This window comes from Citrobacter sp. B72 (assembly GCF_016894305.1).
GTDB lineage: Bacteria > Pseudomonadota > Gammaproteobacteria > Enterobacterales > Enterobacteriaceae > Citrobacter > Citrobacter portucalensis.
The window spans coordinates 293,111-314,549 of the sequence record NZ_CP069801.1 but is presented as its reverse complement, the minus strand read 5'-3'; the positions used below and the strand labels follow the sequence as shown (position 1 = coordinate 314,549).

At 54.1% G+C, this 21,439-nt stretch carries 13 protein-coding genes; 3 read left to right on the top strand and 10 right to left on the bottom strand.

All coding sequences use genetic code 11. The annotated features are described in order from the left end of the window. Position 1: 1 nt before the first annotated feature. Positions 2-2,395, bottom strand: a complete 2,394-nt coding sequence (gene malP, locus JQN59_RS01420; protein ID WP_103284630.1) for a maltodextrin phosphorylase — start codon at positions 2,393-2,395, stop codon at positions 2-4. Positions 2,396-3,012: 617 nt separating this feature from the next. On the opposite strand from malP, the gene malT reads away from it, so the two are divergent. Further along, positions 3,013-5,718 carry an HTH-type transcriptional regulator MalT gene (gene malT / locus JQN59_RS01415; RefSeq protein ID WP_003827634.1) on the top strand — a complete coding sequence of 902 codons (2,706 nt, stop codon included), beginning with the start codon at positions 3,013-3,015 and terminating at the stop codon, positions 5,716-5,718. 41 nt (positions 5,719-5,759) lie between these two features. Here malT and JQN59_RS01410 read toward each other — a convergent pair whose 3' ends face one another. The 3 genes from JQN59_RS01410 to glpE form a co-directional block, all read right to left on the bottom strand. Then, a complete protein-coding gene (locus JQN59_RS01410) occupies positions 5,760-6,518 on the bottom strand; it encodes a DeoR/GlpR family transcriptional regulator (RefSeq protein WP_003023499.1) in 759 nt (252 codons plus the stop codon). A 45-nt stretch (positions 6,519-6,563) separates the two neighbouring features. Then, the gene (gene glpG, locus JQN59_RS01405; RefSeq protein WP_032945236.1) at positions 6,564-7,397 is read right to left on the bottom strand and encodes a rhomboid family intramembrane serine protease GlpG; all 834 of its coding nucleotides are present in this window, start codon (positions 7,395-7,397) and stop codon (positions 6,564-6,566) included. Between the two features lie 75 nt (positions 7,398-7,472). Further along, the gene (gene glpE / locus JQN59_RS01400; protein WP_003827629.1) at positions 7,473-7,799 is read right to left on the bottom strand and encodes a thiosulfate sulfurtransferase GlpE; all 327 of its coding nucleotides are present in this window, start codon (positions 7,797-7,799) and stop codon (positions 7,473-7,475) included. A gap of 198 nt (positions 7,800-7,997) precedes the next feature. Between glpE and glpD the strand changes: the two genes are divergently transcribed. After that, the gene (glpD, locus tag JQN59_RS01395) at positions 7,998-9,506 is read left to right on the top strand and encodes a glycerol-3-phosphate dehydrogenase (RefSeq protein WP_008786343.1); all 1,509 of its coding nucleotides are present in this window, start codon (positions 7,998-8,000) and stop codon (positions 9,504-9,506) included. A 90-nt stretch (positions 9,507-9,596) separates the two neighbouring features. Here glpD and glgP read toward each other — a convergent pair whose 3' ends face one another. From glgP to asd, 6 genes are all read right to left on the bottom strand, one after another. After that, entirely contained in the window at positions 9,597-12,044 is a 2,448-nt protein-coding gene (glgP, locus tag JQN59_RS01390) for a glycogen phosphorylase (protein WP_048215392.1), read from the bottom strand. A 19-nt stretch (positions 12,045-12,063) separates the two neighbouring features. Next, on the bottom strand, positions 12,064-13,497 hold the full coding sequence (gene glgA, locus JQN59_RS01385) for a glycogen synthase GlgA (RefSeq protein WP_003827622.1): 1,434 nt from the start codon (positions 13,495-13,497) through the stop codon (positions 12,064-12,066). Then, complete coding sequence (gene glgC, locus JQN59_RS01380; protein ID WP_006687433.1) at positions 13,497-14,792, bottom strand: glucose-1-phosphate adenylyltransferase; 1,296 nt, start codon at positions 14,790-14,792, stop codon at positions 13,497-13,499. Before glgC ends, glgA begins: the two co-directional genes overlap by 1 nt. A gap of 14 nt (positions 14,793-14,806) precedes the next feature. Next, a complete protein-coding gene (gene glgX / locus JQN59_RS01375) occupies positions 14,807-16,783 on the bottom strand; it encodes a glycogen debranching protein GlgX (protein WP_149607339.1) in 1,977 nt (658 codons plus the stop codon). Continuing rightward, a complete protein-coding gene (glgB, locus tag JQN59_RS01370) occupies positions 16,783-18,966 on the bottom strand; it encodes a 1,4-alpha-glucan branching enzyme (protein WP_032945237.1) in 2,184 nt (727 codons plus the stop codon). The genes glgX and glgB overlap by 1 nt, the downstream gene beginning before the upstream one ends. 273 nt (positions 18,967-19,239) lie before the next feature. After that, positions 19,240-20,346, bottom strand: coding sequence for an aspartate-semialdehyde dehydrogenase (gene asd, locus JQN59_RS01365; protein ID WP_003827614.1), 1,107 nt, complete (start codon positions 20,344-20,346; stop codon positions 19,240-19,242). A 190-nt stretch (positions 20,347-20,536) separates the two neighbouring features. On the opposite strand from asd, the gene yhgN reads away from it, so the two are divergent. Next, on the top strand, positions 20,537-21,130 hold the full coding sequence (gene yhgN, locus JQN59_RS01360) for an NAAT family transporter YhgN (protein ID WP_003023480.1): 594 nt from the start codon (positions 20,537-20,539) through the stop codon (positions 21,128-21,130). Positions 21,131-21,439 lie beyond the last annotated feature (309 nt).

The following is a 21,439-nucleotide window of genomic DNA, read 5'->3' as shown; positions in this document are numbered from 1 at the left end:
CTTAACGTTTCGCCTGCCAGATACGAGCCTGATAATCGCGGATGGAGCGATCCGAGCTGAACATGCCGCAACGCGCGGTATTCAGAATCGCCGCCCGGGTCCAGGCGTCCTGGTCACGATACAACACGTCAACCTGCTTCTGAGCTTCAACGTAGGCCGCGAAGTCCGCCATCACCAGATACGGATCGCCGCCCTGCTTGCCGATACTGTGCAGCATCTGGTCAAAGGCATGCTTGTCGCCATCGCTGTATTTCCCGCTTTCCAGCTCTTTCAGGACAGCATCCAGCACTTTGTCTTTTTTACGCCATTTCACCGGGTCGTAGCCTTTGGCTTTGAGCGCCTTCACCTCTTCCACGGTATGACCAAAGATAAAGATATTCTCGTCACCCACCTTCTCGGCGATTTCGACGTTTGCGCCATCCAGCGTACCTACGGTTAACGCACCGTTCAGCGCCAGCTTCATGTTACCGGTGCCGGAAGCCTCTTTCCCTGCAGTTGAAATCTGCTCAGAGATATCCGCCGCCGGGATCAGCATTTCCGCCGCCGAGACACAATAATCCGGCAGGAAGACGACCTTCAGCTTGTCACCGACTTTCGGGTCGTTATTGATGGTTTGTGCAACCTGGTTGATGGCGAAGATGATATTTTTCGCCAGGTAGTAACCCGGAGCAGCTTTTGCGCCAAACAAGAATACGCGCGGCACGCGATCTGCCTGCGGGTTCTCACGGATTTCTTTGTACAACGCCAGAATATGCAGCAGATTCAGGTGCTGGCGCTTGTACTCATGAAGACGTTTAATCTGAATATCAAAGATAGCGTTAGTCGTTATTTCAATACCGGTACGCGCTTTAATAAACTTCACCAGACGCTCTTTGTTCGCCAGCTTGATGTCACGATACTGCTGACGGAATTTCGCATCGTCCGCGTATTTTTCCAGGTTAATCAGCTGGTCGAGGTCGTTAGCCCACTCTTTTTTCAGCGATTTATCCAGCAGTGCGGCAAGCGCCGGGTTGCATTGCTTAATCCAGCGACGCGGAGTAATCCCGTTAGTGACGTTATGGAATTTGTTCGGCCAGAGCTGGTGATATTCCGGGAACAGATCTTTCACCACCAGATCGGAGTGCAGCGCCGCCACACCGTTGACCGCAAAACCGCTGACCACGCACATGTTGGCCATACGCACCTGTTTATTGTGCACCACTGCCAGCTTCGCCCAGACTTCAGCATCACCCGGCCAGGTTTTATCAACCAACGTCTTAAAGCGGTCGTTAATCTCTTTGATGATTTGCATGTGGCGCGGCAGGAGTGCTTTCACCAGTTTCTCATCCCAGCACTCTAACGCTTCCGGCATCAGGGTGTGGTTGGTGTAAGCGAAGGTCTTGCTGGTAATCGCCCACGCATCGTCCCAGCTCATCTGGTGCTCATCAATCAGCACGCGCAGCAGTTCAGGGATCGCGATAGTCGGGTGAGTATCGTTAAGTTGAATGACTTCGTAATCAGCCAGTTCGTGCAGCTTACGCCCTGCCAGATGATGGCGGCGCAGAATGTCGGCTACGGAGCAGGCGCACTGGAAGTACTGCTGCATCAGGCGCAGCTTTTTACCCGCGGTGTGGTTATCGTTCGGGTACAGCACTTTCGTCAGTTTTTCAGCGTCGATGCCCTGCTGCTCTGCGCGCAGGAAATCGCCGTCATTAAATTTGGTCAAGTTAAACGGGTGCGCATGGCTGGCCTGCCACAGACGCAGCGGTTGCGCTACGCCGTTACGGTAACCGAGAACCGGCAGATCCCAGGCCTGGCCGGTGATAGTAAACCCTGGCTCCCAGTGCCCTTCTTTGGTGACCTTGCCGCCAATCCCAACCTGCACATCCAGCGCCTCGTTGTGACGGAACCACGGGTAGCTGCCACGATGCCAGTCATCCGGGGCTTCCATCTGTTGGCCATCGGCAAACGACTGACGGAACAGGCCGTACTGGTAGTTGAGGCCATAGCCCGTCGCCGACTGGCCGACTGTCGCCATCGAATCAAGGAAGCAGGCCGCAAGGCGTCCCAATCCACCGTTACCCAACGCCGGATCGATCTCTTCTTCCAGCAGATCAGTCAGGTTGACGTCATGCGCTTTCAGCTCATCGCTCACCGCCTGATACCAGCCGAGGTTGAGTAAATTGTTGCCGGTCAGGCGACCAATCAAAAACTCCATCGAGATGTAGTTAACGTGACGCTGATTTTTTGCCGGTTTCGCCGCAGGCTGGGCGCTGAGTAACTCAGCCAACGCCCCACTCACTGCCTGCCACCACTGGCGCGACGTCATTTCTTGAGCCGACAGTAAACCGAAGCGCTGCCACTGACGCGTCAGGGCAGCCTGAAATTGATCTTTGTTGAAAGTAGGCTGTGACATAGGGGTTCCAGATCCTTAGGTAATAAAACAACGTTATCGCTAGTTTGCCTGGCTCGTTGTTGACATTCCTCATCCTGGCACGGATTAGGGAGGGAGGAGGAGCGGGGATGAGCATAAAAGTGTGATCACCACCACTTAAAGGGGAGGTAATTGCCCGTAAATTCGCGCAAACCCCGCATAACGCTCTTCGAATGACGCATTAGTAACAAAGGATTAATCGACAATATCAAATAGCGATATGACGATGAAAACAATGTGTAAATAGGGAAATAGTTTCTAACCTGAAATATCTGTGCCGGATAAGATAATTCACATAAAACTTTTAAGTCGGCCACAAAATTCGGTGATATTCATTAGCTATTTGAGTAACCACATAAAAAGAGAGGGATTTTTCGACACAGTCAAAATTACAACGGATCCAGTCGCCACGCCTGTTGCGACTCTTTAAAGCATTTATTGCAATAGATGTATAGATTTGTGACATAGTGCAAAATCAGACACACAAAAAGTCCGCTTAGCTTGCATAAAACACCAATCTGGCCGACCTTATATCTATTAATTACGAAGCGCAAAAAAAATCATTCTTCCCTATTTTCACACAGTGAAGTGACTAACTTATGTTGATTCCGTCTAAATTAAGTCGTCCGGTTCGACTCGACCATACGGTGGTTCGTGAGCGCCTGTTGGCTAAACTTTCCGGCGCGAACAATTTCAGGCTTGCCCTGATAACAAGTCCTGCTGGTTATGGAAAAACGACGCTGGTTTCACAATGGGCGGCAGGGAAAAATGATTTAGGCTGGTATTCTCTGGATGAGGGCGATAATCAGCAAGAGCGCTTTGCCAGTTATCTGATCGCCGCTATCCAGCAGGCGACCGGAGGACACTGCACCACCAGTGAAGCAATGGTGCAAAAACGTCAGTACGCCAGCCTGACGTCACTGTTTGCCCAGCTATTTATCGAACTGGCCGAGTGGCACCGCCCGCTCTACCTGGTAGTAGATGATTATCATCTGATCTCTAATCCGGCCATTCACGAAGCGATGCGTTTCTTCCTGCGTCACCAGCCTGAAAACCTTACGCTGGTCGTGCTGTCGCGCAACCTGCCGCAGTTGGGCATTGCTAACCTGCGGGTACGCGATCAACTACTGGAGATAGGCAGCCAACAGTTAGCCTTTAACCATCAGGAAGCCAAACAATTTTTCGACCGACGTTTGTCCTCCCCCATCGAAGCTGCTGAAAGCAGCCGGATGTGCGATGACGTTGCTGGCTGGGCCACGGCATTACAACTGATCGCCCTTTCCGCCCGCCAGAACAATCATTCCGCGCACCAGTCGGCACGACGCCTCGCGGGGATCAACGCCAGCCATTTGTCCGATTATCTGGTTGATGAAGTGCTGGACAGCGTCGACCTCGGCACCCGTCACTTCCTGCTAAAAAGCGCCATTCTGCGATCCATGAACGATGCGCTAATCGTCCGCGTTACCGGGGAAGAAAACGGCCAGATGCGGCTGGAAGAAATTGAGCGCCAGGGGTTATTCCTGCAGCGAATGGATGACGTTGGCGAGTGGTTCAGCTATCACCCGCTGTTTGGCAGCTTTTTACGCCAGCGCTGCCAATGGGAGCTGGCGAACGAACTGCCCGAAATACACCGCGCCGCAGCTGAAAGCTGGATGGCGCAAGGCTTCCCCAGCGAAGCTATCCACCACGCGCTGGCGGCCGGCGACGCCCATATGCTGCGCGATATCCTGCTTAATCATGCGTGGGGACTGTTTAACCATAGCGAGCTGACGTTACTGGAAGAGTCGCTGAAAGCCCTGCCGTGGGAAAGCCTGCTGGAAAATCCGCGTCTGGTTCTGTTGCAAGCCTGGCTGATGCAAAGCCAGCACCGCTACGGAGAGGTTAACACCTTGCTGGCGCGCGCAGAGCAGGAAATGAAAGGCGACATGGAGCCAACACTGCACGCCGAATTCAACGCTTTACGGGCGCAGGTAGCGATTAACGACGGCAACCCTGACGAAGCCGAACGCCTGGCGAAACTGGCGCTGGATGAGTTGCCCATCGCCTGGTTCTATAGCCGGATCGTCGCCACCTCGGTGCACGGCGAAGTCCTGCACTGTAAGGGCGATCTCACGCGCTCTCTGGCGTTAATGCAGCAAACCGAGCAAATGGCGCGTCATCATGACGTCTGGCATTACGCGCTGTGGAGCCTTATCCAGCAAAGCGAAATTTTGTTTGCCCAGGGCTTTTTACAGGCCGCCTGGGAAACTCAGGAAAAAGCATTCCAACTGATCAAAGAACAGCACCTGGAACAGCTGCCGATGCACGAATTCCTGGTACGTATTCGCGCGCAGCTACTGTGGGCATGGGCGCGTCTGGATGAATCAGAAGCTTCTGCCCGTAGCGGTATTGAACTGCTTTCCACTTTCCAGCCGCAGCAACAGCTACAGTGTCTGGCGCTGCTGGTTCAGTGTTCACTGGCACGGGGCGATCTCGATAACGCTCGCAGCCTGCTCAACCGTCTGGAAAACCTGTTGGGCAACGGTCACTATCACAGCGACTGGATCTCCAACGCCGATAAGGTGCGGGTGATTTACTGGCAAATGGTGGGCGACAAAAACTCGGCCGCCAACTGGCTGCGCCACACGCCGAAACCAGAATTCGCCAATAACCACTTCCTGCAAAGCCAGTGGCGCAACATCGCTCGCGCGCAAATCCTGCTCGGCGAGTTTGAACCGGCTGAGATTGTGCTGGAAGAGTTGAATGAAAATGCGCGCAACCTGCGCCTGATGAGCGATCTGAACCGCAACCTGTTGCTGCTTAATCAGCTCTACTGGCAGGCAGGGCGCAAAAATGACGCCCAGCGTGTGTTACTCGACGCCCTACAGCTGGCGAACCGTACCGGGTTTATCAGCCACTTTGTTATCGAAGGCGAGGCCATGGCGCAACAACTGCGTCAGCTGATTCAGCTCAATACCTTACCGGAGCTCGATCAGCACCGCGCCCAGCGCATTTTGCGTGAGATTAACCAGCACCACCGCCATAAATTTGCCCACTTCGATGAAGGATTCGTTGAGCGTCTACTTACTCACCCGGAAGTGCCGGAGCTTATCCGCACCAGCCCGCTGACCCAGCGCGAATGGCAGGTTCTGGGACTGATTTATTCTGGCTACAGCAACGAGCAGATCGCCGGTGAGCTGGCCGTCGCGGCAACGACCATCAAGACGCACATCCGCAATTTGTACCAAAAGCTCGGCGTCGCACATCGCCAGGATGCGGTGCAACATGCGCAGAAGCTGCTGAAGATGATGGGGTACGGCGTTTAGTTAATGCCTGATACGCAACGCTTATCAGGCCTGGAATTACCTTAGCACAGCTCTAACTGGATATGATGGTCAGCAATCACCTGCATCACACCAGCAGGCGGCAGCGTGTCGGTATACACCGCATCCACCATACTGATGCTGCCCATATTCACCATCGCGTTACGCCCAAACTTCGAGTGGTCCACCACCAGCATCACATGCCGTGAATTCTCAATGATCGCGCGCTTGGTGCGAACTTCGTGATAATCAAACTCCAGCAGAGAACCATCGCTGTCGATGCCGCTGATCCCTAAGATGCCGAAGTCCAGACGGAACTGAGAAATAAAGTCGAGGGTCGCTTCGCCCATAATACCGCCGTCGCGGCTACGCAGTTCACCACCGGCGAGGATTATGCGGAAATCCTCTTTCGCCATCAGCGTGTTCGCCACATTGAGGTTGTTGGTCACAATGCGTAAATTGCTGTGATTAAGCAGCGCGTGAGCCACCGCTTCCGGCGTGGTTCCGATATCAATAAACAGCGTTGAGCCGTTCGGGATTTGCGTGGCAACTTTGCGGGCAATGCGCTCTTTTTCCGCCGTCTGCGTCGCTTTACGGTCATGCCACGGGGTGTTGACCGAGCTGGATGGCAGCGCCGCGCCGCCGTGATGGCGCAAAATCATGTTCTGATCGGCCAGATCGTTAAGATCGCGGCGAATCGTCTGCGGGCTGACGGAGAAATGCTCCACCAGCTCTTCAGTACTGACGTATCCCTGTTTTTTTACCAGCTCGATGATCGCGTCATGTCGTTGTGTTTGCTTCATTAGTGTTCCCTGAAATTTTGCCGGATGCGCTAACGCTTATCCGGCCTACAAAGTTCGTTTCCGCACATTCATCGTATCGGCAAACGCCATTGCCAGACCCACGGCCAACCCGGCGATATGAGCGCCATTCGCCATCGACATGCCGAATAGATCAAACCAGCCGGCAACAATCCAGATCAAAGCAAAGATAATCAAACCACGCTGCAGGAAAATACCGCTTTGCGGATCGCGCTCGCCACGCAACCACACGTAGCCCATCAGCGCATATACCACGCCAGACAGTCCACCAAACCACGGGCCGCTAAATTTCTGCTGAACATAGCCGCTCAACAGGGCGCTGATCACGGTAATAACAATCAGTTTTCCACTGCCCAGACGCTTTTCAACCGCACCGCCGAGATACCACCACCACAACAGGTTGAACAGAATATGCATCAGCGAGAAGTGCATAAAAGCGTGGGTGAAATAACGCCAGAATTCAAATTTCAGCGAAGGGTCAAACGGCCATGCCAGCCAGAGCATCACCGCCTGGTCGCCCAGCACGTTCATCGCGATAAACACCAGCACACACGCGGCCATCACCAACCAGGTTACCGGGCCTGCGCGTTCGCGCAATGTGGCCAGGAACGGATAACGCTGGTAGTGCAGACCGCTGTCGGTCTGACCCGACTGCCAGCTTGCCGCGAGGTAGCGCGGATCGCCCGGATTCTCCAGAAATCTCGCCAGTTCAGCATGCACGCGCTCGGCCTGGGACTCATCCGCCAGCCAGACATCCGTTTGCTGATGTTGTTGAATCGTCAGGATAACGCCCTGTGTCGCCATATAATCAACAAATGCCTGCGCCACGCGGGGGTTAGCAAAAGAGGTAATCATCAACATGGTTGCTGTCGCTTCATCCACACAAAAGAGGACAGTATATATATCCTACCCGTTTCAGGCTGCATCTTTGTTAGCTTACGAACCGTATGCCACTTCTGCCGGAAAATGTCGATGCCAGGCGTCGAAGCCGCCGTCAACGCTGTAAACCGCGTCATAACCCTGCTGAAGAAGATATTGCGCCGCACCTTTACTGCTGTTGCCGTGATAACACATCACCAACACGGCGGTGTCGAAATCATGCTCGCGCATAAATGACCCCAGCGTGTCGTTCGTCAGATGAAACGCCTGCGGGGCATGACCCATGGCATAGCTTTGCGGATCACGGATATCCACTAACACCGCGCTCCCCTGATGCAGCTTCTGATGCGCTTCTTCGACATTAATACATTCAAACTGATCCATTGCTCTCTCTTCTTTATATGGCAGGTGACGCTTTTCAGACATGTTACTGCTTAGTGTACGTCCCGACGGCAGTTAAACGCCATAATGTTATATGTATCACTGTAAATTGTTTATCCGATGTTACCAATGGCGCGATTCTTTGCTATTATGCTCGATAACGAACATTAATGAGCTATAACGAAAGTGCGAGAGGCCAGCATGGAAACCAAAGATCTGATTGTGATAGGTGGAGGCATCAACGGTGCCGGTATCGCGGCAGATGCCGCTGGACGCGGTTTATCCGTGCTGATGCTGGAAGCGCAGGATTTAGCCTGCGCCACCTCTTCCGCTAGCTCCAAACTCATCCACGGTGGCCTGCGCTACCTGGAACACTACGAATTTCGTCTGGTAAGCGAAGCGCTGGCCGAACGTGAAGTGCTGTTGAAAATGGCACCGCATATCGCCTTCCCGATGCGCTTTCGCCTGCCCCATCGCCCGCACCTGCGTCCGGCGTGGATGATCCGCATTGGTTTGTTTATGTACGATCATCTGGGCAAACGCACCAGTTTGCCAAGCTCTACCGGTTTGCGTTTTGGCGCGGATTCCGTAATGAAACCTGAGATTGTGCGCGGTTTCGAATATTCCGACTGCTGGGTAGACGATGCGCGACTGGTTTTGGCAAACGCCCAAATGGTCGTACGCAAAGGCGGAGAAGTATTAACCCGCACTCGCGCCACTTCTGCTCGCCGTGAAAACGGTTTGTGGATTGTTGAAGCTGAAGATATCGATACCGGCAAAAAATACACCTGGCAGGCGCGTGGCCTGGTCAACGCCACCGGTCCGTGGGTGAAAGAGTTCTTCGACGACGGTATGCACCTGCCATCACCGTACGGCATTCGCCTGATTAAAGGCAGCCACATCGTAGTGCCGCGCGTACATACCCAGAAGCAAGCTTATATTCTGCAAAACGAAGATAAGCGTATTGTGTTTGTTATCCCATGGATGGACGAATTCTCGATCATCGGGACGACAGACGTTGAATACAAAGGCGATCCGAAAGCAGTGAAAATTGATGAAAGCGAAATCAATTACCTGCTGAAGGTCTACAACGCGCACTTTAAGAAACAGCTGGGCCGTGATGATATCGTCTGGACTTACTCAGGCGTGCGTCCGCTGTGCGATGACGAGTCTGACTCACCGCAGGCGATCACCCGTGATTACACGCTGGATATCCACGACGAAAACGGCAAAGCGCCGCTGCTGTCGGTCTTTGGCGGTAAGCTGACCACCTATCGTAAGCTGGCTGAGCACGCGATGGAAAAACTGGCATCGTACTACCAGGGTATTGGTCCGGCATGGACGAAAGAGTGCATTCTGCCAGGCGGTGACATTGGCGGCGATCGCGAAGATTACGCGGCCAAACTGCGCCGTCGCTACCCGTTCCTGACCGAGTCGCTGGCACGCCATTACTCTCGCACCTACGGCAGCAACACCGAATGGGTTATCGGCGAAGCCACCTCGCTTGCCGAGTTAGGTGAAGACTTTGGCCATGAGTTTTATGAGGCCGAGCTGAAATATCTGGTCGATCATGAATGGGTTCGTCGTGCGGAAGATGCGTTGTGGCGTCGCACGAAAGAAGGTATGTGGCTGAATGCTGAGCAGCAGTCGCGTATGACCCAGTGGCTGGCGGAGTACATTGAAAAACACCAGTTGTCGCTGGCGTCCTGATAAAAATGCCGGATGCGGCTAGCGCCTTACCCGGCCTACAAGAGTGCATAAACGTAGGCCGGGCAAGCGAAGCGCCCCCGGCATCGTGTGTTACAACCGCACCGAATCGATATGCCAGATGTTTTCGGCGTACTCTTTGATCGTCCTGTCCGACGAGAAGTACCCCATGTTGGCAATATTAATCATCGACTTGGTGGTCCACTCTTCCGGGTGACGATACAGTTCATCAACCTTATCCTGGCAATCAACGTAGCTGCGATAATCCGCCAGAACCTGATAGTGGTCGCCAAAGTTAATCAGCGAATCCACCAGGTCGCGATAGCGTCCCGGCTCCTCAGGGCTGAATACGCCGCTGCCGATCTGCGTCAGCACCTGGTGCAGCTCTTCGTCTTTCTCGTAATACTCACGCGGCTTGTAGCCCTGGCTGCGTAAAGCCTCGACCTCTTCCGCCGTATTACCAAAGATAAAGATATTTTCTGCGCCCACATGCTCCAGCATCTCAACGTTGGCGCCGTCCAGCGTACCGATGGTCAGCGCACCGTTAAGAGCAAATTTCATATTACTGGTACCGGAGGCTTCGGTCCCGGCCAGAGAAATCTGTTCAGAAAGGTCGGCAGCAGGAATAATCACCTGCGCCAGGCTGACGCTGTAGTTGGGGATAAACACCACTTTCAGCTTGTCGCCAATTTGCGGATCGTTGTTGATCACTTTCGCGACGTCGTTGATCAGGTGAATGATGTGTTTCGCCATGTAATAAGCAGAAGCCGCTTTACCGGCGAAGATATTCACACGCGGCACCCACTCAGCGTCAGGATCGGCCTTAATGCGGTTGTAGCGGGTGATCACATGCAGCACGTTCATCAACTGGCGTTTGTATTCGTGAATACGCTTTATCTGCACATCAAACAGCGATTTCGGGTTCACCACCACGTTCAGTTGCTGGGCGATGAGCGTGGCCAGACGCTTTTTATTCTCCAGCTTCGCGCGGCGCACAGCCTGATTTACCAGTGGGTAATCGCAGTGCTGCTCAAGCTCGCTGAGCTGGCTGAGATCGGTTCGCCAGGTGCGACCAATGTTCTCATCCAGCACTTCAGAGAGCGACGGGTTAGCCAGCGCCAGCCAGCGGCGCGGCGTCACGCCGTTGGTGACGTTGCAAAAACGAGTCGGGAAAATCTTCGCAAAATCAGCAAACAGCGACTGCACCATCAGGTTGGAGTGCAGCTCGGAAACGCCGTTAACCTTGTGGCTCACTACCACCGCCAGCCATGCCATACGCACACGACGGCCGTTTGATTCATCGATAATCGACGTCCGCCCCAGCAGAGCAGTATCGTTTGGATACTGTTCCTGCAACGTCTTCAGGAAGTAGTCGTTGATTTCAAAGATGATTTGCAGATGGCGCGGCAAAATTTTGCCCAGCATATCGACAGGCCAGGTCTCCAGCGCTTCGCTCATCAAGGTGTGGTTGGTATACGAGAAGACCTGGCAGCAGACCTCAAACGCATCGTCCCAGCTGAACTTATGCTCATCGATCAGCAAGCGCATCAGCTCAGGGATCGACAGCACCGGATGGGTATCGTTGAGGTGAATGGCGATTTTATCCGCCAGATTGTCGTAGGTTTTGTGCAGCTGATAATGACGGTTCAGGATGTCCTGCACCGTAGAGGAGACCAGGAAATACTCCTGGCGCAACCGCAGCTCGCGTCCTGAATAGGTGGAGTCGTCCGGGTACAGTACGCGGGAGACGTTCTCGGAGTGGTTTTTATCTTCCACAGCCGCAAAGTAGTCGCCCTGGTTAAATTTACCGAGGTTGATCTCGCTACTGGCCTGGGCATTCCACAGGCGCAGCGTGTTGGTGGCGTCGGTGTCGTAGCCGGGGATAATCTGGTCGTAGGCGACCGCGAGGATCTCTTCGGTTTCTATCCAGCGCGTTTTCTTACCTTCCTGCTGAATACGCCCGCCAAAACGCACTTTGTAGCGCGTGTTGTGGCGTTTGAATTCCCACGGGTTACCGTATTCCAGCCAGTAGTCCGGCGACTCTTTCTGGCGGCCATCAACAATGTTCTGCTTGAACATACCGTAGTCATAACGAATACCGTAACCGCGTCCCGGCAGGCCCAGCGTTGCCAGAGAGTCCAGGAAGCAGGCCGCCAGACGCCCGAGACCGCCATTGCCAAGACCCGGGTCGTTTTCTTCGTCGATCAGATCTTCAAGATCCAACCCCATACCTTCCAGCGCATTTTTGACATCGTCATAAATGCCCAGCGATAACAGTGCATTGGAAAGCGTGCGGCCAATCAGAAACTCCATAGACAAGTAATAGACCTGACGAGTTTCCTGAGATAATTGCGCACGGTTAGAACGCAGCCAGCGCTCCACGAGACGGTCGCGCACCGCGAACAACGTGGCGTTCAGCCACTCATGTTTATTGGCAATGACCGGGTCCTTACCAATCGTGAACATCAGCTTATAGGCAATAGAATGCTTAAGTGCCTCTACGCTGAGTGTGGGCGATGCATAAGTAAATGGAGCATTCATATAGGTGATTCCTGGATATCTATTTCAAGCGATAGTAAAGCTCACGGTATGACTTCGCCGCGACTTGCCAGCTAAAATCCATGGTCATGGCCTGACGTTGTACAAACCGCCAAAGCGAAGGCCGGGACCACAATACGAAAGCACGCCGGATCGCGCGTAACAGCGACCAGGCATTACTATCTTCAAATACAAACCCACTGGCGATACCGTCCGCCAGGTTTTCCAGCGAACTGTCAGAGACTGTATCAGCCAGCCCACCGGTGCGCCGCACCAGCGGCAGCGTGCCGTACTTCAGTCCATACAACTGCGTTAAGCCACACGGCTCAAAACGGCTGGGGACCAATATCACATCGGCCCCACCCATGATGCGGTGCGAGAAGGCTTCGTGATAGCCGATCTGCACACCCACCTGTCCTGGATGTTCCGCCGCTGCGGCGAGGAATCCTTCCTGTAATACCGGATCGCCCGCGCCTAGCAATGCCAGTTGTCCACCCTGCTCTAACAACCCCGGCAGCGCTTCCAGCACCAGATCCAGCCCTTTTTGACTGGTCAGACGGCTCACCACGGCAAACAACGGTACTTTATCGTTGACCTTAAGTCCCATCGCTATCTGAAGCTGGCGTTTGTTTTCTGCCTTCTCCTCCAGTGTGTCGCGCGTATATCGCGATGCCAGCAGGAGATCGGTTTCCGGGCTCCAGATTTTTTCATCAACGCCGTTCAGCACGCCGGAAAGACGGCCTTCACGATGACGCTGCTGCAACAGACCTTCCATGCCGTAGGCAAACTGCGGCTCGGTAATTTCCCGCGCGTAGGTCGGACTGACCGCCGTAATGTGGTCGGCGTAGTACAATCCTGCCTTCAAAAACGAAATCTGCCCGTTAAACTCCAGTCCGTGCACATTAAAGAACGACCATGGCAATTGGATGTCATCCATATGCTTTGCATAAAACATGCCTTGATACGCCAGGTTGTGGACGGTGAACACCGATTTCGCCGGATGGCCGCGCGCCGCCAGATACGCCGGAGCCAGACCCGCATGCCAGTCGTGCGCATGCACCACATCCGGGCGCCAGAATGGGTCAAGGCCACAGGCCATTTCACAGCCAACCCAGCCCAGCAATGCAAAACGCTGCACGTTATCGGTATACGCAAACAGGTTAGTGTCGTGATACGGGCTACCGGGGCGGTCATAGAGATGCGGCGCGTCAATCAGGTAAATACCCACGCCGTTGAAATGCCCGAACAGCAGCGTGATACGTCCGGCGAAGGTATCCCGACGCGTTACAACCTGCGCATCGGGAATGCCGCGACGGATATCAGGAAACGCCGGGAGCAGCACGCGGGCATCCACGCCGTCCGCTATTTGCGCTGCGGGTAACGCCCCAATAACATCCGCCAGTCCCCCGGTTTTTAACAGGGGGAACATCTCTGAACAAACGTGTAAAACCTGCATTATCGCTCCTGTTTGATCTGCAGTTTGCGTAGCATTTCACGCGTGACCAGCACAATACCTTCCTCTGAACGGTAGAAACGACGCGCATCTTCTTCCGCGTTTTCACCAATCACCATGCCTTCGGGAATAACGCAGGCACGGTCGATAATGCAACGACGTAAGCGACACGAACGTCCCACCCACACTTCAGGTAACAACACTGCCGAATCAATGTTACAGAATGAATTCACCCGCACTCGCGGGAACAGAACGGACTGCACCACCACCGAACCTGAAATTATGCATCCGCCAGAAACCAGCGAGTTCAGCGTCATTCCGTGGCTGCCGGAACGGTCCTGAACAAATTTCGCTGGTGGCAGCGATTCCATGTGCGTACGGATTGGCCAGTCCTGGTCGTACATGTCCAGTTCAGGCGTCACCGAAGCCAGATCGAGGTTCGCCTTCCAGTAGGCTTCCAGCGTACCCACATCACGCCAGTACGGCTCGGATTCCGGGTCAGACTGCACGCAGGACAACGGGAATGGATGTGCATACGCCATGCCAGCTTCGGTGATTTTCGGGATAATGTCTTTACCGAAATCGTGACTGGAGTTTTCATCGAGGTCATCTTCCGCCAGCAATTCATACAGATAATCGGCGTTGAAAACGTAGATCCCCATACTGGCAAGAGATTTGGTCGGGTCGCCTGGCATGGCTGGCGGGTTAGCGGGTTTTTCAACAAACTCGATAATTTTGTCGCTGTCGTCCACGTCCATTACGCCAAACGCGCTGGCCTCTTCAATAGGCACTGGCATACAGGCCACGGTGCAACGCGCGCCTTTCTCGACGTGGTCGATCAGCATGCGTGAGTAGTCCTGCTTGTAGATATGATCGCCCGCGAGGATCACCACATATTCCGCTTTATAGCGTCGAATGATGTCCAGGTTTTGGGTCACCGCATCCGCCGTACCGCGATACCAGTTTTCACCCTGCATTCTCTGCTGGGCAGGCAGCAGATCGACAAACTCGTTCATCTCTTCGCTAAAGAACGACCAGCCGCGCTGAATATGCTGCACCAGCGTGTGGGACTGGTACTGGGTGATCACGCCAATACGGCGGATCCCGGAGTTAATACAGTTGGATAAGGCAAAATCGATAATGCGGAACTTACCGCCAAAGTGCACAGCAGGTTTGGCACGTTTGTTGGTTAAATCTTTTAAGCGGGTACCGCGGCCACCGGCCAGGATCAGGGCAACAGATTTTAATGGCAGCTGGCGCGCCAACATTACACGATCGTTCTTCTCTAAACTCACCATGACTAACTCCTTTTTTATCTTCTCTGGAACACACACAGTCCGTGCGCAGGTCCCTGCCAGACAGCCGTAAGCACCGGATTATCCTCTCCGGCAAATGGGGGAACGGCGCACCATTCCCCTTCAGGTAAAACGATATCTGTCACCTCAAGCGTGGCATTTATTGCAATCAGAAAACGGTCTGATAGCAGGATTTGCATCTGCCTCGGGCCGTTTTGCCACTCATCCGCACTTAAGGGTTGTGCGTACTTATTCAGCCAACGAACATTGCCATCGCCCTCTTCCCACCAGCGATCGTCCGTTAATGCAGGAATTTGCTGACGAAGATGGATCAGGGCAGCGGTAAATGTGGTTAGCCCGCTGTTTGCCTGCTGCCAGTCCAGCCAGGTTAGAGCGTTATCCTGGCAGTAAGCGTTATTGTTGCCGTGCTGGCTATGACCATGCTCATCGCCCGCCAGCAACATCGGCGTCCCCTGGGAGAGCAACAGCGTGGATAACAGCGCATGAATGCTGTCGCGCCGCCGCTCAATCAGGTCCAGCGTGCCGCCTAATCCTTCTTTACCATGATTGTCGCTGTAGTTATTGCTAGTGCCGTCGCGATTTTCCTCACCATTCGCTTCATTGTGCTTATTTGTGAAGCACACACAGTCGCGTAGCGTAAAACCGTCGTGCGCAGTCACCAGATTGACCGTCGCGCTGGGTTTGCGACCATCGCGTTTAAACACGTCGCTTGATGCGGCAAAACGCCCGGCAAACTCACCCAACGAGAGATTACGCTGGAGCCAGAAGCGTCGGGTCGCATCGCGGAAATGGTCATTCCACTCGGCAAACGGCGGGGGAAAATTCCCCACCTGATACCCGCCTTCACCAATATCCCACGGTTCCGCAATCAGCTTAACGCGTGAGAGCAGCGGACAGTTTTGGATCGCGGTAAACAGTGGCGCATCCTGACGAAACGCAGGTGTACGCCCCATGACGGAAGCCAAATCAAAACGAAAACCATCCACATGGCAGGTTTCAACCCAGTAGCGCAGGCATTCACATGCGTATTCCACAACGCCTGGATGGCTCAGATTGAGGGTGTTCCCACAACCGGTCCAGTTGTAGTAATCACCATCGTCCCTGATCCAATAATAGCTACGGTTATCAATTCCGCGCAGCGAGAAGACGGGGCCTTCGAGATCCAGCTCAGCGCTGTGGTTCAAAACGATATCGAGAATGACCTCAATCCCCGCTTTGTGCAGCGCTTTTACCGCGTCGCGAAACTCATCAAGCGCACTCTCCGGCGAACAGGCATAGGCCGGATGCAACGCAAACATCGCTACCGGGTTGTAGCCCCAATAGTTCGACAGCCCCAGCCGCTGAAGCCGTGGTTCGCTGGCAAAATGCGCCACCGGCAGCAGCTCCAGCGCGGTAATGCCGAGGCGCTTGAAGTAATCGATCATCACTGGATGGCCCAGCGCTTTGTAGGTTCCGCGAATATCTTCCGGCAGGTCTGGATGCAAATACGTCAACCCTTTGACATGCGCTTCGTAAATCACGGTATTGCCCCACGGCGTGCGCGGCGGGGTATCATCCTCCCAGTCATAATGATCGGACACCACCACGCCCTTCAGCGCGATGGTGGCATTATCATGATGATCCGGTTCATTTAGCCCACCGTGCAGCAGCGGGTTATCTTTTAACTCGCCATCCACCCGACGGGCGCAAGGGTCAAGCAGCAGCTTGGCCGGATTAAACCGGTGGCCCTGCTGCGGTTGCCATGGGCCATGAACACGATAGCCATAGCGCAGACCGGGCCGGGCGTTGGCCAGATAGCCGTGCCAGACATCACCGCTACGCCCCGGCAGGTCATAGCGAAGTTCGCACCCTTGCTCATCGAATACGCATAATTCAACGCGTTCAGCGTGGGCCGAGAAGAGTGTGAAATTGACACCATGGCCGTCATACGTTGCACCATGGGGGGTGGCGTTGCCGGTTGCCAGTTGCGTCATTACCCCTCCCTGACCAGCCAGATCGTTGCCAACGGCGGTAACGTGAGGCTCAGTGAGTGCTGACGACCATGGCTGGCGATTTCATCGCTGTGCACCGCACCGCCGTTGCCGGTATTGCTACCGTGGTAATGCATCGAGTCGGTATTGAGGATCTCACGCCATTTACCTGGCTGATTGATACCGAAGCGATAGCCGTGGCGGGGCACAGGCGTAAAGTTACTGACCACAATGATTTCATTGCCGACCTTGTCACGACGCACGAAAGCCAGCACCGAACGTTCGTTGTCATCCACCACCAGCCATTCAAAACCATAGGCGTCAAAGTCGAGCTCGTGCAGCGCTTTGTGATGACGGTAGGTGTGGTTCAGATCGCGCACCAGACGCTGTACGCCGTGGTGCCAGTTATCGCCACCTTCCAGCAGGTGCCAGTCGAGGCTGGCGTCATGGTTCCATTCACGTCCCTGCGCAAACTCGTTGCCCATAAACAGCAGTTTTTTACCCGGGAAGGCCCACATCCAGCCGTAGTAGGCGCGCAGGTTGGCAAACTTCTGCCATGCGTCTCCCGGCATGCGATCGAGAATGGATTTTTTACCGTGTACCACTTCATCATGCGACAGCGGCAGGACAAAGTTTTCGGTGTAGTTGTACAGCATGCCGAAGGTCAGCTTGTCGTGATGGTACTGACGATGAATCGGGTCCAGCTTCATGTAGTCCAGCGTGTCGTGCATCCAGCCGAGGTTCCACTTATACCAGAACCCTAAACCGCCCATATCCTGTGGTCTTGAAACGCCGGCAAAGTCGGTGGACTCTTCCGCCATACTCACCGCACCAGGCACCTGCTCGCCAAGAATGCGGTTGGTATTGCGCAAAAATTCAATGGCTTCGAGGTTTTCACGACCACCAAATTCGTTTGGGATCCATTCCCCTTCTTTGCGGCTGTAGTCGCGATAAATCATCGACGCCACGGCATCCACGCGCAGCGCGTCAATACCAAAGCGTTCAATCCAGTACAGGGCGTTGCCCACCAGGTAGTTGCTGACTTCACGGCGACCATAGTTGTAGATCAGCGTGTTCCAGTCCTGGTGATATCCTTCGCGCGGGTCGCTGTGTTCATACAGGTTGGTGCCATCAAACTCTGCCAAACCAAAGTCGTCCGACGGGAAATGACCCGGCACCCAGTCGAGAATAACGTTCAGCCCCGCCTGATGCGCGGCATTCACGAAATAACGGAAATCATCGCGCGTCCCGAAGCGACGGGTCGGCGCATACATGCCGGTAGGCTGGTAGCCCCAGCTACCGTCGAACGGATGCTCGTTAATCGGCAACAGTTCGAGGTGGGTAAAGCCCATCCATTTGGCGTACGGCACCAACTGATCCGCCAGCTCGCGGTAGCTCAGCCAGAAGTTGTTATCGGTATGACGACGCCATGACCCCAGGTGAACTTCATAGATAGAGATCGGTGCATCAAACTGGTTGGCTTTTTTGCGCGCCTCGCTTTGCACTACTTTTTCCGGCAGACCACAGATAAGCGACGCGGTTTCCGGACGCATTTGCGCTTCGAAGGCGTAAGGGTCCGCTTTGATTCGCAGCTTACCGTTGGCATCGATCATCTCGTATTTATACAGTTGACCATGCTGCGCACCGGGGATAAACAGCTCCCAAATACCGCTTTCTTTACGCAGGCGCATCGGGTGGCGACGACCATCCCAGTAGTTGAACTGCCCAACCACTGACACGCGTTGAGCGTTAGGTGCCCAGACTGAGAAGCGCGTACCGGTTACGCCATCCATGGTATCCGCATGCGCACCCAGCGTTTCGTAAGGTCGCAGGTGCGTACCTTCAGATAACAGCCAGGCATCCATATCCTGGATCAGCGGGCCAAAACGATAAGGGTCATCAATCAGATTCTGTTGTCCATGCCAGACAACGGCCAACTGGTAGCGAAAGAAATTTTTACGGCGGGGAAGTACAGCACAGAAAAAACCGCGAGAGTCGAGGCAATCCAGCTTGCCGACTTTGCGTCCGGTTTTGGGTTCGATCACCCACACTTCGGTGGCGTCAGGTAATAGGGCGCGGACTTCAAGTCCAGCATCAGTTTGGTGCATACCGAGTACGGAAAAAGGATCCGCAAAATGGCCTGCAATTAGCGCATTAATCACGTCTCTATCGATACGAACGGACATGGTTGTCATCCTGTTTTATGGCGTCACCCCTTCCAACTGATTTTCGACATCAGGTAGTGACACTTTTTTTGACCTGAACGGCGCAGCACAATTGTGCATCCTCTCTGCGTCGTCCCACCTTCAGGCAACAACTTAATACCTCCGGTACTAAGTCACCCTTAAAGAATAGCCAATGCTTTATCTTACTCCTGGTAAAAAATGAAACATCTGCGCTTACTCCTGTATTACGCAAAAAAAGGGGTGATTCCTCACCCCTTGATCGTTAACAAACTATTACGCCAATTGGCGCAGCATACGGCGCAATGGCTCCGCAGCACCCCACAGCAACTGGTCGCCCACGGTAAAGGCTGACAGGAACTCCGGTCCCATGTTCAGCTTACGCAGACGGCCTACTGGCGTGGTCAGCGTGCCGGTAACGGCCGCCGGGGTTAACTCACGCATGGTGATATCCCGATCGTTTGGTACAACTTTGGCCCACGGATTGTGCGCCGCCAGCAGTTCTTCCACGGTCGGAATAGACACATCTTTTTTCAGTTTAATGGTGAACGCCTGGCTGTGGCAGCGCAGCGCACCGACGCGCACGCACAGGCCATCAACCGGGATCACGGAAGACGTGTTGAGAATTTTGTTGGTTTCCGCCTGTCCCTTCCACTCTTCACGGCTCTGACCGTTATCGAGCTGTTTGTCGATCCACGGAATCAGGCTACCGGCCAGCGGTACGCCAAAGTTATCAACCGGCAGTTCGCCGCTGCGGGACAGGGTCGTCACTTTACGTTCGATGTCGAGAATAGCAGAGGAAGGGGTCGCCAGTTCCTCGGCCACATGGCCATACAGATGACCCATCTGAGACAGCAGTTCACGCATATGGCGCGCGCCGCCGCCGGAAGCCGCCTGATAGGTCGCCACGGAAACCCAGTCAACCAGGTCATTGGCAAACAGGCCACCGAGGGACATCAGCATCAGGCTAACGGTACAGTTGCCGCCAACAAAGGTCTTAATGCCTTTGTTCAGGCCGTCGGTGATGACATCCTGGTTAACCGGATCGAGAATAATGATGGCATCGTCTTTCATACGCAGCGAAGAGGCTGCGTCAATCCAGTAACCCTGCCAACCGCTTTCACGAAGCTTTGGATAGATTTCGTTGGTATAATCGCCGCCCTGACAGGTCACAATGATATCGAGCGCCTTCAGCGCATCCAGATCAAAAGCGTCCTGAAGTGTGCCGGTCGCGGTGCCACCGAACGTCGGTGCCGCCTGCCCGAGCTGGGAAGTAGAAAAGAAAACAGGGCGAATGGCGTCGAAGTCACGCTCCTCAACCATGCGTTGCATGAGAACAGAGCCGACCATACCGCGCCAGCCGATAAAACCAACATTTTTCATAGCGTTTTTTCCTGCAGAGATGTGTGCTGTGTATGCTAACCAGTATCCTACTGGCCTATCCTTCACCATACAAAAAGCAGCCAAAGTCGCAAGTGAAATTAATCAATGATAGCGAAGCCATCAGTAATGCGACTTATCCCGCTGCGCAAGCAAGCAGAAAGTCCGCGGTAATTATCAGGGAATTTGAGTTATGAATGAAATCATTTCAGCGGCAGTTTTATTGATCCTGATTATGGATCCGCTCGGAAATCTGCCCATTTTCATGTCCGTATTGAAACATACCGAACCAAAACGTCGCCGCGCGATTATGATTCGCGAGCTGTTTATTGCGCTGTTGGTGATGCTGATATTCCTGTTTGCGGGCGAGAAAATTCTGGCATTTCTTAACCTGCGTGCAGAAACCGTATCGATCTCCGGGGGCATCATTTTGTTCCTGATCGCCATTAAGATGATTTTCCCCAGCGCCACCGGGAATAGCACCGGGCTTCCGGCTGGTGAAGAGCCATTTATCGTACCGCTGGCGATTCCGCTGGTAGCCGGGCCGACAATCCTGGCCTCATTAATGCTGTTGTCGCATCAGTATCCAAACCAGATGGGGCATCTGGTGATTGCGCTGCTGATCGCCTGGGGCGGTACATTCGTGATTTTGCTGCAGTCTTCGCTGTTTTTACGTCTGCTGGGAGAGAAAGGGGTTAACGCGCTGGAGCGCCTGATGGGGCTAATTCTGGTGATGATGGCAACCCAGATGTTCCTCGACGGCGTGCGGATGTGGATGAAGGGGTAACCGTTTTGAAGCTGGAGAGCATGGCATTTCAGAGAACGATTCCGTTCACGTTATGCTCATTGCTTCTCTGAGATCTCGTCACCAGTGAACGTGCTAAGGGGGCTACGCAGCCCCCTTAGCAATCCCGGCTCCCGGCAGGAAAATTGCCACTTCGTGGTTCCCTCCACTTATTCCTCCAGGCTACCGGGCCGGGCGCGAGGCAGCGTCCATGCAAAACGCGCCCTGAACCCGCATCCCTGCGGGTTCTCCCGGCCTTACGGAAACGTGTCGGCAATTTTCAGCCGGACCAGCTCACACCTGACCACCTGA

What these genes read in the sequence shown, in the direction of transcription:
- malP (WP_103284630.1), bottom strand. Translation starts at nt 2,395, where the DNA reads ATGTCACAGCCTACTTTCAACAAAGATCAATTTCAGGCTGCCCTGACG.
- malT (WP_003827634.1), top strand. Translation starts at nt 3,013, where the DNA reads ATGTTGATTCCGTCTAAATTAAGTCGTCCGGTTCGACTCGACCATACG.
- JQN59_RS01410 (WP_003023499.1), bottom strand. Translation starts at nt 6,518, where the DNA reads ATGAAGCAAACACAACGACATGACGCGATCATCGAGCTGGTAAAAAAA.
- glpG (WP_032945236.1), bottom strand. Translation starts at nt 7,397, where the DNA reads ATGTTGATGATTACCTCTTTTGCTAACCCCCGCGTGGCGCAGGCATTT.
- glpE (WP_003827629.1), bottom strand. Translation starts at nt 7,799, where the DNA reads ATGGATCAGTTTGAATGTATTAATGTCGAAGAAGCGCATCAGAAGCTG.
- glpD (WP_008786343.1), top strand. Translation starts at nt 7,998, where the DNA reads ATGGAAACCAAAGATCTGATTGTGATAGGTGGAGGCATCAACGGTGCC.
- glgP (WP_048215392.1), bottom strand. Translation starts at nt 12,044, where the DNA reads ATGAATGCTCCATTTACTTATGCATCGCCCACACTCAGCGTAGAGGCA.
- glgA (WP_003827622.1), bottom strand. Translation starts at nt 13,497, where the DNA reads ATGCAGGTTTTACACGTTTGTTCAGAGATGTTCCCCCTGTTAAAAACC.
- glgC (WP_006687433.1), bottom strand. Translation starts at nt 14,792, where the DNA reads ATGGTGAGTTTAGAGAAGAACGATCGTGTAATGTTGGCGCGCCAGCTG.
- glgX (WP_149607339.1), bottom strand. Translation starts at nt 16,783, where the DNA reads ATGACGCAACTGGCAACCGGCAACGCCACCCCCCATGGTGCAACGTAT.
- glgB (WP_032945237.1), bottom strand. Translation starts at nt 18,966, where the DNA reads ATGTCCGTTCGTATCGATAGAGACGTGATTAATGCGCTAATTGCAGGC.
- asd (WP_003827614.1), bottom strand. Translation starts at nt 20,346, where the DNA reads ATGAAAAATGTTGGTTTTATCGGCTGGCGCGGTATGGTCGGCTCTGTT.
- yhgN (WP_003023480.1), top strand. Translation starts at nt 20,537, where the DNA reads ATGAATGAAATCATTTCAGCGGCAGTTTTATTGATCCTGATTATGGAT.